This is a genomic window from Paenibacillus sp. F4 (assembly GCF_002894905.1).
GTDB lineage: Bacteria > Bacillota > Bacilli > Paenibacillales > Paenibacillaceae > Paenibacillus > Paenibacillus polymyxa_B.
Genome location: NZ_POVS01000006.1, coordinates 600,354 through 616,210, shown reverse-complemented (window position 1 = coordinate 616,210; position 15,857 = coordinate 600,354). Strand labels below are relative to the sequence as shown.

13 protein-coding genes are annotated in these 15,857 nt (G+C 42.0%); 1 reads left to right on the top strand and 12 read right to left on the bottom strand.

The features are described 5' to 3' along the window. From C1T21_RS05280 to C1T21_RS05250, 7 genes are all read right to left on the bottom strand, one after another. Positions 1-201, bottom strand: a 201-nt coding sequence (locus C1T21_RS05280) for a glycosyltransferase family 2 protein (protein WP_146032475.1), incomplete at its 3' end; no start/stop codon positions are given. A 34-nt stretch (positions 202-235) separates the two neighbouring features. Further along, positions 236-1,072: a glycosyltransferase gene (locus tag C1T21_RS05275; protein WP_103047485.1), complete on the bottom strand. Its 837-nt coding sequence runs from the start codon at positions 1,070-1,072 to the stop codon at positions 236-238. Positions 1,073-1,105: 33 nt separating this feature from the next. Then, entirely contained in the window at positions 1,106-1,837 is a 732-nt protein-coding gene (locus C1T21_RS05270) for an ABC transporter ATP-binding protein (RefSeq protein ID WP_103047484.1), read from the bottom strand. A gap of 15 nt (positions 1,838-1,852) precedes the next feature. Continuing rightward, positions 1,853-2,629, bottom strand: a complete 777-nt coding sequence (locus C1T21_RS05265) for an ABC transporter permease (RefSeq protein ID WP_103047483.1) — start codon at positions 2,627-2,629, stop codon at positions 1,853-1,855. A 14-nt stretch (positions 2,630-2,643) separates the two neighbouring features. Continuing rightward, positions 2,644-3,579, bottom strand: coding sequence for an NAD-dependent epimerase/dehydratase family protein (locus tag C1T21_RS05260; RefSeq protein WP_103047482.1), 936 nt, complete (start codon positions 3,577-3,579; stop codon positions 2,644-2,646). A gap of 354 nt (positions 3,580-3,933) precedes the next feature. After that, the gene (locus tag C1T21_RS05255) at positions 3,934-4,413 is read right to left on the bottom strand and encodes a hypothetical protein (RefSeq protein ID WP_103047481.1); all 480 of its coding nucleotides are present in this window, start codon (positions 4,411-4,413) and stop codon (positions 3,934-3,936) included. Positions 4,414-4,466: 53 nt separating this feature from the next. Next, the gene (locus tag C1T21_RS05250; protein WP_103047480.1) at positions 4,467-4,892 is read right to left on the bottom strand and encodes a hypothetical protein; all 426 of its coding nucleotides are present in this window, start codon (positions 4,890-4,892) and stop codon (positions 4,467-4,469) included. Between the two features lie 335 nt (positions 4,893-5,227). Here C1T21_RS05250 and C1T21_RS05245 point away from each other — a divergent pair, with 335 nt between their 5' ends. Next, positions 5,228-7,684, top strand: a complete 2,457-nt coding sequence (locus tag C1T21_RS05245) for an O-antigen ligase family protein (RefSeq protein ID WP_103047479.1) — start codon at positions 5,228-5,230, stop codon at positions 7,682-7,684. Positions 7,685-7,767: 83 nt separating this feature from the next. On the opposite strand, the gene galU is transcribed toward C1T21_RS05245, so the two are convergent. The 5 genes from galU to C1T21_RS05220 form a co-directional block, all read right to left on the bottom strand. Beyond that, positions 7,768-8,649, bottom strand: a complete 882-nt coding sequence (gene galU / locus C1T21_RS05240) for a UTP--glucose-1-phosphate uridylyltransferase GalU (protein WP_103047478.1) — start codon at positions 8,647-8,649, stop codon at positions 7,768-7,770. 197 nt (positions 8,650-8,846) lie between these two features. After that, on the bottom strand, positions 8,847-11,357 hold the full coding sequence (locus C1T21_RS05235) for a U32 family peptidase (protein ID WP_069290501.1): 2,511 nt from the start codon (positions 11,355-11,357) through the stop codon (positions 8,847-8,849). A 423-nt stretch (positions 11,358-11,780) separates the two neighbouring features. Next, a complete protein-coding gene (locus C1T21_RS05230) occupies positions 11,781-12,221 on the bottom strand; it encodes a GNAT family N-acetyltransferase (protein ID WP_103047477.1) in 441 nt (146 codons plus the stop codon). 261 nt (positions 12,222-12,482) lie between these two features. After that, entirely contained in the window at positions 12,483-14,396 is a 1,914-nt protein-coding gene (locus tag C1T21_RS05225) for a stalk domain-containing protein (RefSeq protein WP_103047476.1), read from the bottom strand. Between the two features lie 49 nt (positions 14,397-14,445). Beyond that, positions 14,446-15,690 (bottom strand): S1C family serine protease, encoded by a 1,245-nt coding sequence (locus C1T21_RS05220; protein WP_103047475.1) that lies wholly within the window; start codon positions 15,688-15,690, stop codon positions 14,446-14,448. Positions 15,691-15,857 lie beyond the last annotated feature (167 nt).

Genomic DNA, 15,857 nt, shown 5'->3' with positions numbered 1-15,857 from the left:
TGTCAGGGAAACAATCTTATCAGGATGTGCCTCTTTATATTCTTTGATAATTTCGGATGATTGATCCGTGCTTCCATCGTCAACTACAATAATTTCAATGTTCTCCATCGTCTGGTTGACCAGAGACTCTAGGCATTTTCGCAAGTATTTCTCTACGTTATATACCGGTACTATAACTGATATTATCACCTTTCCATTCATCAAATACCGCCTACTTACTATTTAAATTCGCAATCTAGTTAAATCTTTTGATTATTTTTTTCACTAATCTCTTAAATGAATTAACAAATCCAAACGATAACATTGTAAAACCTAAAATAAAATATCCACCTTTAAAAATCTTACGGAAGTATTCCATTCTTAATTTATAATCATATTGAATATGTTGCTGTATATTTGAATTATTATAACTTGAATTATCATAAACAATCCTTTTATGATAATTAGATAGAGGTTCAGTTATTACACCAACATTACAATTAAAAATAAATCTAATGTTAAATTCCCAATCACCCAAAACCGGTAGATCTTCTCTGTATTCTCCAGTCAAACCCAAAGCCTTTCTTCTATATACAAAAGAATTTGTGGTAAACAAGTTGCCTTTTGCAATTTTCAACAGTGAAACTCTCTTTAGTTTTGGATTGAATATAGTTTTAAACTTCTGAGTAATGTTTCCATTAAATATCTCTTCATGAATTAGATAAGTTAAAGTCACAACTCCATCAAATTCTTTGTTTTCTTCTAGACTTTCTATACAAACCCTTAAAAAGTCAGGACTCCAGGTGTCATCGTCATCTAATAAAGTAATATACTCAGCTTTACTATTGGCCAAACCAATATTAGTAGCAACTTCCATATATAAATCACTCTTAGTATGAGTTACTTTTATTTTTTCAAGAACATCAGAGCCATATTGCTTTAAAAGGTGTTGAAGTTGAACGATATCACCACCATTATTAATCAATTGAATCTCCCAATTATCATAGGTTTGACTTATAACACTCTGAATTGCTCGATTTAATAAAATAAGTCTGTTTTTTGTTCTCATAATGATGGCTACTTTAGCTTCCACTCAATGCACCTCTCTAAAAGCAATTCTCTGACATTAGACCATTGAGTATTGATCAACTACCTCGTCAGCTGTGCCTGCCATTATAATTTTCCCCTTTTCAATCCAGATTGCTTTATTACAAATCTCTTTTACCTGTGCAGAAGAATGTGAAACGAATAATACAGTTGTCCCTTTACTAAGTAAGCTGTTAATTTTGATTTTACATTTCTCCTGAAACTTATAGTCACCGACGGCTAAAACTTCATCTACTATAAGTATATCTGGCTCAATTATAGTTGCGATTGAAAAAGCCAGCCTGGCAATCATACCTGAAGAAAAATTTTTAATAGGAACGTTCATAAATTCATGTAACTCAGAAAAGTCAACAATTTCATTATATTTCTGTTTCATAAAGTCTCTAGAGTATCCCAATACAGCCCCATTAAGATAAATATTTTCTTCTGCAGAAAGATCAAGATTAAATCCTGCTCCTAACTCTATTAATGGAGCCATGCTTCCTTTAACAGAAACGTTTCCTGTTGTGGGTTTAAGCACACCTGCAATGATTTTTAAGAGTGTACTTTTGCCAGCTCCATTTAGACCAACAAGACCTAGAATATCACCTTTCTCCACTTTAAATGACACATCTTTAAGAGCAATAAACTCATTATAAAATAATTGTCTTTTAAGCAACTTTACAAAGTATTCTTTGAAGTTATCAATTTTTTCTGAGCTTAAATTAAACAACATGGAAACATTCTCGACCTCTATAATAGATTCCTTCATTAATTTGCTCCTTACTTAAACATGTAAGATAAACTTATCTTGCTTCTTATAAAAAACGTAAAAACCAACAACGAATGTTAAAAACCCTATTGAAAAACAGATCGCATTTTCAAAAATGCTCGGAAAAGTTCGGTACATTACAATCTGTCTAAAAAAATCAACCATATAGTATAACGGATTTATATAAAAAATAAACTGATATTTCTCAGGAAGTACAGACGCAGGATAAAATAATGGAGTGAAATACATCCAAGCCGTCAGTATAACTTCGTACAAATAACTAATATCTCTGAAAAACACTGTGTAGGCAGATAACAATAAGCCTACTCCGGTTGCGAATAAGAAAACGTAAAATATAGCTAACGGGACCAATAGAAGCACAGGAGTTATTTTCACACCTACAAATAACATAACAACCAATAAAGCTATTAGAGAGAATCCTGAATTGACCAATGTTGATAGACATTTAGCAAGAGGGAAAATATATTTAGGAATATATACTTTCTTTATTAGTGATGCATTTCCTACAATTGAATTCATAGACATGCTCGTGCATTGTGAGTACATATCCCATATAATCCTACCCGTAAAAACGTATACTGGAAAATACGGAACATCACTTTTGAACAAATTAGAAAAAACCATTGTAAGAACAAACATCATCATTAGCGGATGAAGCACACTCCAAATAATACCCAAAACTGATTTCCGATATCTTAACTTGATATCATTAACGACTAATTCACGTAAAAGAAATCTATATTTAGTGAAATTTTGCCAATAAGTTTTCATTAAAAGTCCTCTCATCATATAAACTCGTTATTAATTGTTTCTCTTCTGTAATAATCAAAAGTATCTTTCAATGCTTCTTCTAAAGAGTACTTAGGCTTCCAGTTAAGATGTGAAATAGCGGAACTGTTATCAAGACAGCTATGGATAATATCCCCTACTCTACTTTCTTGATATGTCAATTCTACTTTTTGGGAATTAAACTCAGACATAATTCTCACAAGTTCATTCAAACTAATTGTAGTATTTGTACTCACATTAAATACTCCATTAATCTCGCTATCAATAGCTGCGATATTGGCACTAACAACATCTTGGACGTAAATGAAATCTCTTGTCTGCTCTCCATTACCATAAACAGTAAGGGATTCGTTTTTCAACATCTTGTTTATGAAAATAGAGACTACTCCTCCTTCACCAACATGATCTTGTTTAGGTCCAAAAACGTTAGAATACCTTAAAATCGTATATTTAAGTCCGTAAAGAGCAGCATAAGTTTTAATATACTGTTCAGGTACAAATTTGGATATACCATAAAAAGAAATGGGGTCTATAGCGTGACTCTCAGCAATAGGTAAGTTTTGAGGCACACCATAAACCGCCGCAGAAGAAGCATATATAATTTTTTTAACACCATGCTTCTTGCAGTTTTCCAATATGTTAACTGTTCCTTTAATATTAGTCTCCTCATCTAACAAAGGGTCCTCAATTGATCTATTCACATTTACTTGGGCCGCAAAATGTAATACTTGATCAGGCTTAATCTGATTGAATAATTTATCCAGTTGTTCAGATGTAATGTCAGCTTCAAAGAAAACAGCTCTGTCATCTAAATTGCTTATTTTTCCAGTGGATAAATTATCAATTACAAAAACATGATGCCCTAAATTTAGCAATTGTTCAGCAACATTTGACCCTATAAATCCTGCCCCACCAGATATTAATATCTTCATTATCAATCACTCCATAACAAAATTGTACTTTATGCGCTCATTATTACTCAAAAAGGATTCACGAAAAAAACACCTAACTCCCTAATTTTATCCGTCCCATATGTGTCGCCAATCTGTTTGTAATAAGTAAATTTAGAGTTTTGGGTAATGTAATCGATCTCCATTTGAGGATTATCGCCAGATTCCCAGATAATAAATGAAGTGATCAACTTATCAAGATTCTGGATAATAAGCTCTCTTTTATCTTCGAAAAAATGATAAAAAACAGTTAAAAATATTGCAACATCGTAAGTTTCGCTCGTTTCATACTCTTCAATTTTATCTTGAAGTAACCTACATATTTGTATGTGTAAGCTACGTTAATAATTTTGCCAAATCATAGTGTTGTTTGTCAGGTTCCAAAGCAGTAACTTTTGCTCCTTCTCTGCTAAAAAATTGTGAATAATAACCTAGATTTGAACCAATATCTAAGATCTTATAATTACTAAACCTCTGCGAATTGAAAAATTCAAGTATATGGTCTAATCTTGATTTATACGAATTATCACGATAAGCAGGCCTATCATAAAAATATGGATTACAAATAGGTGTATAAAATTCGCTTCTTACCTGTTCATTAATTAATGCAAGACATTCCAAAGCTTTTTCTTTATTTCTCCAATTTATAAATTCTTGGACGCTAACTTTTGCTGGAATCATCTTCATTCCAGAACAGTAAAGAAACATTGCGCGATGGTGACCATCGATTATATTACAATAACCGCTAGGGTTCCATCTGACTTCTATTGGATTATCCATAAAAAAATCAATTCCTTTATTTAGTTCCTTGCTCATGCATTGAAATTCTCTATGACGTCTATCTATTACAGCTATTGAAGATTCCGAAATTAGCCCTCTTGAAGAAAATAAGTTTTCAAACCATTTAATATAGGCAGCAGGGCTCTTTTCAAGGCCTTTAAAAAATTCATCAGGTCCCGATGAGGTTTTAATCTAACCAAATTAATATTTTCCCAAACTGTGTTTTGATCCTCCCAATCCGCCGTTATTTGATCCACTTTGGAATATGCCGTAATTTTGTCTTCCGTGAAAAGTAGCTCAACTGGAATGAACGCAACAACATGTTGATCTTCTGCAAGTCTAATAAAGGAATAATCTATGATACTCCCGTCTCCGTCTAAATAGCTTGAAATTTGATTTTCAAGCCTGTTCTTTTTACACTTCCAGTTAACAATTTCATTTTGCTTCAACAAGTCATCTTTGAAGCTCCTATCCAATGCAATTCTAGACACTAAGTCTGCGTTAATACGTTCCAATTCTAAAATCTTCTCATATTTCTTTTCGCTATCAAGAGCATATCTATTTCTCTCATCAACTATCTTGTTTAATTATGGAATTTTTTGCTATTTTTTCAACATAAGGTCAACCCCAACTCCAAGCAGAGCTTTATTTTTCAATACAATTTTTAGGTATAATATCCTCGTTATTGGAACAGGTCTACCTTTAATAATAAAACATTAAGTTTAGTATAGGGGGACACAACTGTCCCCAAGCTCTGACATTATCTACACTCTCTAGGAGCAGAGCTATGTAGAAGCAAATTTTTATGCTAAAATGTTGACGTATCTACAAGAAAAGGAGATTGTAAACCTTGTCGAATCCAGTATACGGGAAACAGGCCAAAACGTCGACCCGTGACGATAAAAGGCCGGCTATGTTTTGGGTGTTAATTGTTGGCATGATTCTGTTTTTAGCTTGGGCTCCCTTCCAGGCTGCACTTTTTAATGGGCAAATGCTCGATTTTGAAAAGCCTCTCTATTGGGCTGTTATCATCGCCTCGATTCTATTGATTTTAGGAATCGTAACCTATTATAAAAAATTCAAGCTGGAAGAGCAAAGGGATTGGCTGGCTGTATTAGTACTACTGCTTCCCTTGACTTATGTGCTTTCACTGACATCAGCAGCTTCACATTACCTGGCCATGAATATGGTGGTGGTACAGTGCATATATGCAGCCCTGTTTATCATCTCAATTTATCTACTCCAGGATCGCTTAGGCAATAAGATTATTCACAATCTGATTATGACTATTGCTTATGTCATTGTAGGCTTTGGCTTCATTAACTGGTTCGGACAGTGGGTGCTTGCCGGCAAGCTGGTAGGCTGGCTTAGCCAATATGTGTATCAAGACCGTTATATCAATGCAGTCATGACAGATACGAACGGGCTCCGGCTGACATCAGTGTTTCAATATGCGAATACATATGCCGCCTTTCTAATGGCTTTCCTATTCGCTGCCGTTTTTTGTCTGATGAAATCAAAATCATGGTATGGCAAGGCTACTCATGGTTTCATGTTGGTGCCCATTTTGGTCTCGCTGTTCCTGACCTTGTCACGGGGCGGTCTGGTTATGTTGCCAGTCGTTTTCGTGCTGCTCTTGCTTTTCCTTAAACCTGCACGCCAAATTATATGGATTTTGCATTGCGCCATTGCTGGTGTAGCGTCAATATCTATCTTGGCGCCAATTACAAATATGGGATTACAACTCAATAAGGCCTACAACGGCGGTGAGGCTGCCAAGGCTTGGGGGGTACTTATTGGTGTCTCCCTGGCTGTAGCTGTCGTACTGTGGCTTGTTGAACGTTATTTGGCACCGAAGTTGGAAAGTGCCCTCACAGGCTGGACTTCCCGTAAGTTATCCAACCTATGGCTGCCTGTCGGATCAGTTGTGGTGATTGGCTTGCTGGCTTTTCTGTTTATTGGAACTGGCCTGCGCAGCGTACTACCAGAAAACGTCCAGGTCCGGTTTGAAAATATCAATTTCCGGCAGCATAGTGTACTGGAACGACTTGTATTCTATCAGGATGCTGCCAAATCGATTAAAGATCATCCTGTTATTGGCACCGGCGGCGGCGGTTGGGCTACTTTATATGAGAAATACCAAGACTATCCTTACACAAGCCGTCAGGCCCATAACTTCTTCATGCAGTATCTGGTTGAAGTTGGTATTCTCGGTTTTGTAATTTTCATGTCATTCATCTTATTTATTTTCTACAAATATATCCGTAACTATATTAGACAAAATGATGAAGAACGGGATTCTCACTTTCTGTATCTCATTTTGGCACTCTCGATCTTACTTCATAGCTTGCTGGACTTTAATCTGAGCTACGTGTTCATGGGCATACTGATATTTATGAGTCTTGGTGGTATGGCCGCTGCTATGGACAGCAAGCCTCTTAAACGCTTGTCTATGGGTGCTTCTGGTTTCCGAATCATGTATAGTACAGTCATCGGCATTCTAAGCATTGTGGTGCTTTTTGCAGGTCTCCGCTTCGTGCAATCGGCCAATGCTGCCACATCTGCCAAACAGATCATGGCGGTCAGCACATCTTTTGAGGAAATCCAAAGTGCCATTAATAAGGATCTTGAACTTCGTCCTACGCACCCAGATTCGCTTATAAGATTGGCTGCACTGTACAAGAATGTGTATGATCAAACGAAAAAAGAGGAATTTTATAATGCTGCAATAGAGGTACTTAATACGGGCCTGAAGGCAGAACCGTATAATAAAATCATGTATAACTCCAAAGTTAACCTTTTAAAAGCAAAAGGTGAGCATGAGCAAGCCTTCAGTATTTTGGAAAATAACATTTCCAACTTCAAATGGGACAATGACTGGTACAATATGTTGATTACCCAAGCTTACACTATTGGTGATAAGGCACGTGAACAGAAGGACACCGCCAAGGAGCAGAAATATTTCCAAGCAGGCCTTGCTGCTTACCAACAGGTTCTGGATGGGGTAGCTCATATTAAGACGGTTCCACCTGAAATTCAATTGACACGTACTTTTGAGGTAACTCCAGGTATTGCGCTCAGCACTGGCAAAATTGAATTCATGTCAGGCAAACCTGCAGAGGCTGCCAGCATCCTGAAAAACGGTCTGAAGGACGATTTGAGTGATGCTACGAATCGTGAGGTCGCCCGCTACTATATCGCCGCTCTGCAACAGCAGGGACAGGATGACAAAGCATTGTACGATAAGCTGATTAAAGCTGATCCGAAGGAGAAGGAGCAGATTGAGCAGTTAAAATCGGAGAAATAGTTAAGAAAAAGAGACTACCAGATGATGTTATATCATCCGGTAGTCTCTTTTTTATTTTGATAAAGTGAGGTTGGGTGAGGTGTCTATATTTGTTGGTCAATCTTTTCAATAACCTGTCTCATATAAGCCAGTACTTCATCCTTAATCTCATTATGCTGTAGAGCATAATGGATCGTTGTTTCAATGAATCCCAATTTCTCGCCAACGTCATGGCGATTCCCGTCAAATTCGTAGGCCAGGATCGGATTCTTTTCTCCCAGTTTGGACAATGCATCCGTCAACTGAATCTCCCCGCCTACTCCCGCAGATTGCTGACCCAGGATATCAAAAATATCAGGCGTCAAGATATAACGTCCCATAATCGCCAAGTTGGAGGTTGCTTCTTCCTTCTTTGGCTTTTCTACCAATCGTTCCGCCTCAGAGATTTTGGAAGTGAGTGCATGACCCTCAACTATGCCGTAACGATGTACCTCGTTCCAATCCACTTGTTTTACACCTACTACAGAACGCTGATACTCATCGAACACGTCAATCATCTGTTTGAGACACGGATTCTCAGACTCAACGATGTCATCCCCTAAAAGGACGGCAAAAGGTTCGTCACCGATAAACTTACGTGCACACCAGATGGCATGCCCCAACCCTTTGGGTTCCTTTTGACGAATATAGTGGATATCTGCCATCTCTGATGGTTTACGTACTTCATTGAGCAGGTCCCATTTTTCCTTCGCAGTCAAATTATGCTCCAGCTCAAAAGAGTAGTCAAAATGATCCTCAATCGCCCTTTTGCCTTTACCAGTAACGATAATGATATCCTCTATACCAGATGCAACAGCCTCTTCAATAATATATTGAATTGTTGGTTTGTCTACAATGGGAAGCATCTCTTTAGGCATCGCTTTTGTAGCAGGAAGGAACCGGGTTCCTAATCCCGCAGCAGGAATAATCGCTTTACGGATTTTCATAGGTTAAAACTCCTTTTGTCTTCAATATAACGGATAGATATACTGTCTATGATTATAACAGGAAGATAGATGAATTTGATAGGTTAAAGAAGAAGACATCTTCCCTCAAAGAGAACATGTCTTCTAATCACTTGCTTTCTATATGAATATATTATGCTGCCGGAATCTTTCTGGCTCCCGAACAAATATACTGTTATTTACTTCACCAGCTGCCCACGTGTAACACCCAACTGATTCGTCGCTTTCAGCGTTTTCCATACTTGTGTTCCGCTGATTTCTCCGCGCAGGGCACGGTTATAGAGATCAATAACCTCATGCACTTGCTCCGGTGTCTCCTCCAAAAATTCCACGCGGTAACGGGACACGCCCAGCTCCAGGAAGTTGGACAGGTATTCGGCGCCGGATTGCTCAATCGCGTTGTATACCGTGTTGCGGCAGCCTTCGTCCACACGGACTGGATGAGACATACCAATTCGATCGCGCAGGGATGCGCGATGGTCCTCACACGGACGTCCACAGTTAGTGTAGTCGGTGCCTTCACTCATAAAGGTACAGTATACGCAATGTTCAGTATGGAACATGGGCATATGCTGCTGAATCACAATCTCCAGCTTATCGGTACGCGTACGTCTGAGCATATCGACCATTTGCTGAATGTTCAGATCGTACGAAGGCGTAACCAGGTCGCAGCCGGAATCTAGGAACAGATCAGCCGCTTTATGGTTGGCTATGTTCAGCGAGAAGTCACCAATCAATTGCGGGTGATGTGCGTCCGGGTTCTCCAACCGATGTCGCAAGTAGAAATACAGTGCCCCTGGATTGCGCACCAACACAGCATCCGGCTTCAAGCGCAGGATATTGTTGTGGTAGCCATTTTCACCCGGCATGTGAATACGCGGGGTCGCCAGCGCAATTCGGCGGCCTGCAGCGTGCACAGCCTCTACGGCTGCCGGGAATTGCTTGATGAACTCGAAGTCGGCGTAAATGAATTCCACGCCGGCCTCAAGCGCAGCCTCCACCTGAGGGAGGCTGCGGCACAACGCGGTCAGCTCTGCCTGACCGCGTGCCACAGACGATGCCGGAGTCGATGCATCGTCATACACCTCGACCGCCCGCTTCGTGTACACGGGCGGTTTGGGGCGCTCACCCGCGAGCAGTTCCACCGCCTGACGGCGGATACCGTTCAGCTCGCGCATCGGCACGATGACGTCCCCATGCAGATGGACGTCCAGTTCTTCCAGCTGGAACACCGTTCCGCCCAGTCGGCCGAACTGCTCTTCGAGCAGTTCGTGCGTCATCGGACGCTTCTGGGCAATTTCGAGTTCCAGCTCGGAGTCCACGCGGACCGTTGTGCCCTTTTGCACATCGGTCCACCACGTCGACAGCGGTTGCCCTGGGGAGCCGCTGACTCGCACATGTACCGGGAAGACCCGGTACGGCTTGTCCGTGTCGTACGACTGGCGCAGACGTTTATCCAGCGCTGGGTCGTTGGTCTTCCAAATGCGGTCGCCCACGTGCACACGGCGCAGATCCACATCGTTGCGTCCCGCTACGATGTCAATGATCCAGCCTTCTCCGGCTTCGCCTTCAATCTTCACGCCCTTGCGACGGATATCGTATACGCGTCCGCCTTCTTCCTTTTGCGTGGGATCTCCCGCATCGAATACAATCCCATCGCCACGCTTGAGTGGGGCATCAATACGGCACACTACACCATCACGAAGGATTTGTTCCACTCGGCCCAGATACACCCCCCGGCTTTTCGGGAACGTACCGTCAACCAGCTTCTTGTTATTGGTCCCTTCGAGAAAACCGTGCGTAAAGCCGCGTGAAAAGCTCTGTTGCAGCTCGCGGATATCTTCTTTGCTGGTCTTGGACGTATCGCCATCAAAATACTTATCAATGGCCTTGCGGTACTTGCTGACCACATTCGCCACATATTCAGGTGTTTTCAGTCGCCCTTCAATTTTAAAAGAAACAACACCCGCGTCGATCAGTTCAGGCATCAAGTCAATCGCTGCCAGATCCTTAGGTGACAGCAGATACGTCACATCTGCCATTGGTTTCTGCTCTCCGTCCACCATCAGATCGTAAGGTAAACGACATGCCTGTGCACACTCACCACGGTTAGCAGAGCGGCCGCCCCACATTTCTGAAGTCAGGCATTGGCCAGAATAAGATACGCATAACGCTCCATGTACGAATACCTCCATTGGAAGTCTCGCCTGATCGCCTATTTTTTGGATCTGTTTCAGGTTGTTTTCGCGTCCAAGCACGACCCGTTCCATATTGTACGGCTTTGTAAACTCTACCGCTTCCGGCGAGGTAATCGTCATTTGGGTAGAACCATGAATTGGAAAATCCGGTGAAATGTCGCGGATCATTTTCACCAGGCCCATATCCTGGACAATTAAGGCATCGACTCCAGCATCAATACAGGCATCGACCAGCTCCTTAGCGTCCTCCAACTCGTTTTCAAATACCAATATATTGAATGTTAAAAAACCTTTAACTCCATAGCTATGCAAAAACGCCATAATTTCAGGCAGTTCCTCCATGCGGAAATTATTCGCCCGTGCTCGTGCATTGAACTTTTCCACCCCGAAAAAGATCGCATCAGCCCCATTTGCCACCGCCGCACGCATACAATCCCAGTCACCGGCTGGTGCCAGAAGCTCAACATCTTCTCTTCGTACTGCTGATTTCATTATTGCCCTCCCCATATGCTGAAAACGAATGATCCCCCGAGGAATAATCGTTGTTTTCAGGGCAGCTATGCTGCTTACTTGGTAATCTCATGGATGTTCCATAGACTCATTCCAAAGCTGATCATGTTTAGTCAGGGGAATGGAAGCCTACTAAGAATCATATTTTAAATCCTATCCGTCTCTATCATCTTGTCCGATCATCCACACACTGAACCATCGGTTCCTCGCGTGAATTACATCCAACTCAAAAAATCCGCATCACAAACATCTGCGGCAGAATCATTCTTATCTTGTAACTAATCTAGTGTACCAGACTGCGACCTAAGCTTCTACACTTTCCAAGCGATTCCTTTAAAAAATAATACTAAAAACACCTCCAGTCCCGTCAAGCGGTGCTTTGGAGGTGAGTCATCCTATCATTAACTAGGCAAACCTATACTTCGCAAGCATTTCTCCCCAGGGTGATATCCCCTTCTCCCTGAAGCCTGATTTACTATATAGCTTTCTAGCTAGTTCATTGTCTGGTTTATACCCAATCATGATAACATCCGTCCTATCACTGGCTTTCCTTATTTCGTCGATAACCAGCAACATCGCATTGTAGCCATAACCTTGACCTTGAAATCTTTCGTCAATCATAAATCGGTAAACCCAGTAATTTCCGTCATCCGGGTCTAAACCATACATTGTAAAACCAATTAATTCGTCATCATTATAAATTGCTTTAGATAAAAATCCATCTAAAAACTGACACTCCGCAATCGAAAAAAGGTTAGATACCATAAATCTTTTTTGCTCAGATGTCGGTTTAAGTTCGGCACATGCTTCCCAATTATGTTTGTCGACTGCTTTTAGCGTAATCATTTTGGATTCCTCCTACACGGGGAAATCCGTATAGACTTCCCTAGTGCTTACTTCACTCATTATAAGATTGATGGTATTTGGCGGGCGCCAGCGAAGCAGGCCATTTGAATCCGAAGAAGCGTCAGCGCTCGCCTTTGACCTGGGATTCTTACATATAAATCACTTAAACAATCCAAGAATCCCGGGTCAACAGCGATCGTAGGATAAAATGGCACGCGTAGCGCTTCCCCCACAACCTCGCTAATCTTTTACCTACATCTTCTACTTCACAAAATTAAACGAATTTAACGTCGAATCCAGTGCGTTAGACTGTACAGCCGTGTTGTTCGCATCATTTAATGTTGTTGTCACAGTATACGTTTTTCCGTCACGTTCCAAAACCAATTGGTGGCCTGTGTAGCCAATGCCTTCCTCTATACGATGGAATGTAAAGGACACTGCCGGAACACCAGCAAACGTTACGTCCTTAACTTCCTCAACTTTGAGGTTTTTGTAGTTCTTTGCTTGCTTATCATAGAAGTCCTTGAGCTGGGATACCGTTAGTTCAAATGATTGGTCGTTGTCGATTTTGATGGAAAAACGTCCTCCGGTAAACTGGTACTCTACATCACCCAATTCAAATTGATCGCTAATCGCGGTCCAATATCGTGGGATATTCACCGTATACTCATAGGCTTTTGATGTCTTTTTGACCGTTTTCGTTTTGTCTGTCAAATAGTCGTCTTCTTCCAACTGTCCAAAGTTACTTGCTACGGTTTGAAAATCGATTTGAAGCGAGGAGATGAGCGCGTTGAACTGATCATTTCCTTTGCTTACCTTTTCAGGCACTGCGTATTCAGCCAAATAGCGGTATCCATTTTGCTGAATCAGCACATTGTACTCTTTGACCCATCCATCGCCAAAATTATAGCGGTACTCCTGTACTAACCCTTGAACGCCTGCAACCTCCAGCGGATACGTCTTCTGTGCCTCATAAGCCGTAGACACAAATGAATCGCTCAGCCATTTTTGCAGTTGCTGGCCCCAGTTCTCCAACTTTCCATCCGCTGGAGCCGAGGTTATTTTCATGCGGAAGCTCGATCCATCATTACTTTCATATTGCATCCGTTGATCGTCCATTTTCCAGCCTGCGGGTATGCTGAGTGACACACCGTAGTCTGGATTCCCGGCCTCGCGTGTGCCTCCTACGACAGTGGACAAGTCTTTAATACTTTTATCCTGCGCATTAAAAGAGGTCTTGAAGGAATTTAAAAGTCCTGCATACTGGGCCAGATCTTTATAATTCGTTGCTTTAGCATCGGAAAAATAAACTACATACAATCGCCCGTTGTCATAGTACTGACGATTTTCCCACAGTACGCCGTCCCCATCCTTCGTAATGACACGAGCATAAGGTACCTTCGCTTTCGGGAAGGATTTTCGATCGATCACAGTTTCTCCTGTTTCCTTGGCTGCCTGCACTAATTGTTGCAACAGATCGTCCGCATTCAGTGGAACCGGCTGTGACGCTGTGTGCACTTCCATATAGTACGCACTGTTCTCGTCCATAAAAGTGGAGATACTCTCATCTCCACCTCCCTGACCGATGACGAGACCTGTTGGATAGTTCATAGACCAGCCATAGTAACTGTTCCCGATCTGCGTCTTGCCCTCATCATTATCAATATTCGGTGTCTCTTCAGCTACCGTGCCCGCCTCTTCTTGTGCTTCCATCCGAATAATGATTCCGGCGCCGTTCTTCTCCAACTTACCGCCAAGCCCTTCTGCTACTTGACGCAGAGGCACCATGAGAATACCTGATGACATTTCCGGTGGAGCTGGAAGTGTCACCTTGTGACCTCTCACCCAAGCTGTACGGCTACCAATGGTCAGCGATACAACATGAGTTCCGCTAGTGATTTTAACCACATTATCTTCAGCCAATCGAATTTTGCTGTTAAATGCCTTTTTAAAAATACCAGCTGGAACCATCAGTGCACCACTTTTTGAATATGGCTTCGTAATATTGGCATTATGGCCGTTCACGATGGCTGTATTGCTGCCGCTTTGCAACCGCAATTCCAGCATGGTTTTATCATGATCTGCTGCAACTGCTGGCAAAGCGGAAAGCAGAAGGGACAATGCGACAGCGCCGACCCCCAGCTTACGCATCATTTTTCTTTGAATATGCTTCACAGTAAATCTCCCTTTAGCTTTATTTTATAGATTCAAGAGCCGTTATTGTTCACTTTCCAGTAGTTGCCCCTTGAGCTGGCTCCGATGTTTCCTTAGGAAGCGCTATGCCGCCATCTTCAGCGGCTTCCGAACCGTTCGAATCCTCACCATCTTCTCCAGACTGAATGGACTCATAGATTTCACCATTATCCTGTGTCAGTACTAGCTTGCGCTTCACAATATCACCGTCCGACTGCATAAGTACACTCACCGTTTGACCCGGTTGATAGTTTTTAAGCAGCTCATTGACGTCAATGGCCGAAGCTACACGCTTACCGTTAATACTATACAGCTCATCGCCTTCCTTGATTTTGGCCTGAACGGCATTGGCTGAAGTAATTTTCGTAACTTTCAAAGGATCCTCGGTAGGTAATCCAACGATAGCTGACCAGCTCTCTTCCAAACCCAGACCAAGACTGGCGCGCCGAACCTCTCCGTATTTGAAAAATTGGCCGATGACATATTTCACCGTATCCGACGGAATCGAAAAGCCCATATTTTCAATGCCGACCGCCGAGAATTTCATCGTATTAATCCCGATGACCTCACCCTTGAGATTGACCAGTGGACCGCCGCTGTTACCAGGATTGATCGCGGTATCACTTTGGATCAAACGATAAGCAGCGTTGACACCACGGTTCAGCCCGCTAACAACACCTGAGGTTGCCGAATTGCGAAGTGAAAAGGATATAGGCGTACCAATAGCCACTACCTGCTCACCTACCTGTAGACTGTTCGTTGAAGCTGCCAAGGTAGCGGGTTTGAGGCCGCTTGCCTTGATTTTGACTAATGCCAAATCACTGATCGGATCGCTGTAGCTGTCGGTAATTCCGTAAGATTTTCCGTCCGAGGTTACGATCACGGCATCACCTAATCCTTCGATAACATGCGCATTCGTCACAATCCATCCATCGGTACGAATGATGACACCCGTGCCGTGAGCCAGATTGTAGCGATCTCCTCCCGCTACGGTCTCTCCCGTGGCTGAACGGCCAATGATACCGACCACAGAAGGAGATACATTTTTAACAACCTGCGGCACACGATCGGCCGATAACGTATATGTACCATTTGCGCTGTTATATGCGCCGCTGGTTCCTAATGCTTTATTCATATCGCTTACGTTAACATAGACCCCACCATTAATGACTTTGGCCTTTAACGCAGTTCCACTGCTGGCTGCACCTGCCGCTCCAGAAACACATAGAGCGCTGCCTAAAGCCAGAACAACTGCCCTTTTCCCCATCTTACGCATATACTCACCATTTCCTCTCTTACATGACCCTGTTCTATCAGTTAGTCCAAATCTACCATAGAGGGGACACGTATACAATCGCTTTAAGCCCTATCTTTTTCTAAAAGACTCCGTTTGCTACATCCCTGTCCTCTCATGCTATTTATATTATAAATTTTCCAAATCCT

Coding starts and splice junctions, on each gene's coding strand:
- C1T21_RS05270 (WP_103047484.1), bottom strand. CDS start 1,837: ATGAAGGAATCTATTATAGAGGTCGAGAATGTTTCCATGTTGTTTAAT.
- C1T21_RS05235 (WP_069290501.1), bottom strand. CDS start 11,357: ATGAAATCAGCAGTACGAAGAGAAGATGTTGAGCTTCTGGCACCAGCC.
- C1T21_RS05220 (WP_103047475.1), bottom strand. CDS start 15,690: ATGCGTAAGATGGGGAAAAGGGCAGTTGTTCTGGCTTTAGGCAGCGCT.
- C1T21_RS05265 (WP_103047483.1), bottom strand. CDS start 2,629: ATGAAAACTTATTGGCAAAATTTCACTAAATATAGATTTCTTTTACGT.
- C1T21_RS05260 (WP_103047482.1), bottom strand. CDS start 3,579: ATGAAGATATTAATATCTGGTGGGGCAGGATTTATAGGGTCAAATGTT.
- galU (WP_103047478.1), bottom strand. CDS start 8,649: ATGAAAATCCGTAAAGCGATTATTCCTGCTGCGGGATTAGGAACCCGG.
- C1T21_RS05255 (WP_103047481.1), bottom strand. CDS start 4,413: ATGAGCAAGGAACTAAATAAAGGAATTGATTTTTTTATGGATAATCCA.
- C1T21_RS05230 (WP_103047477.1), bottom strand. CDS start 12,221: ATGATTACGCTAAAAGCAGTCGACAAACATAATTGGGAAGCATGTGCC.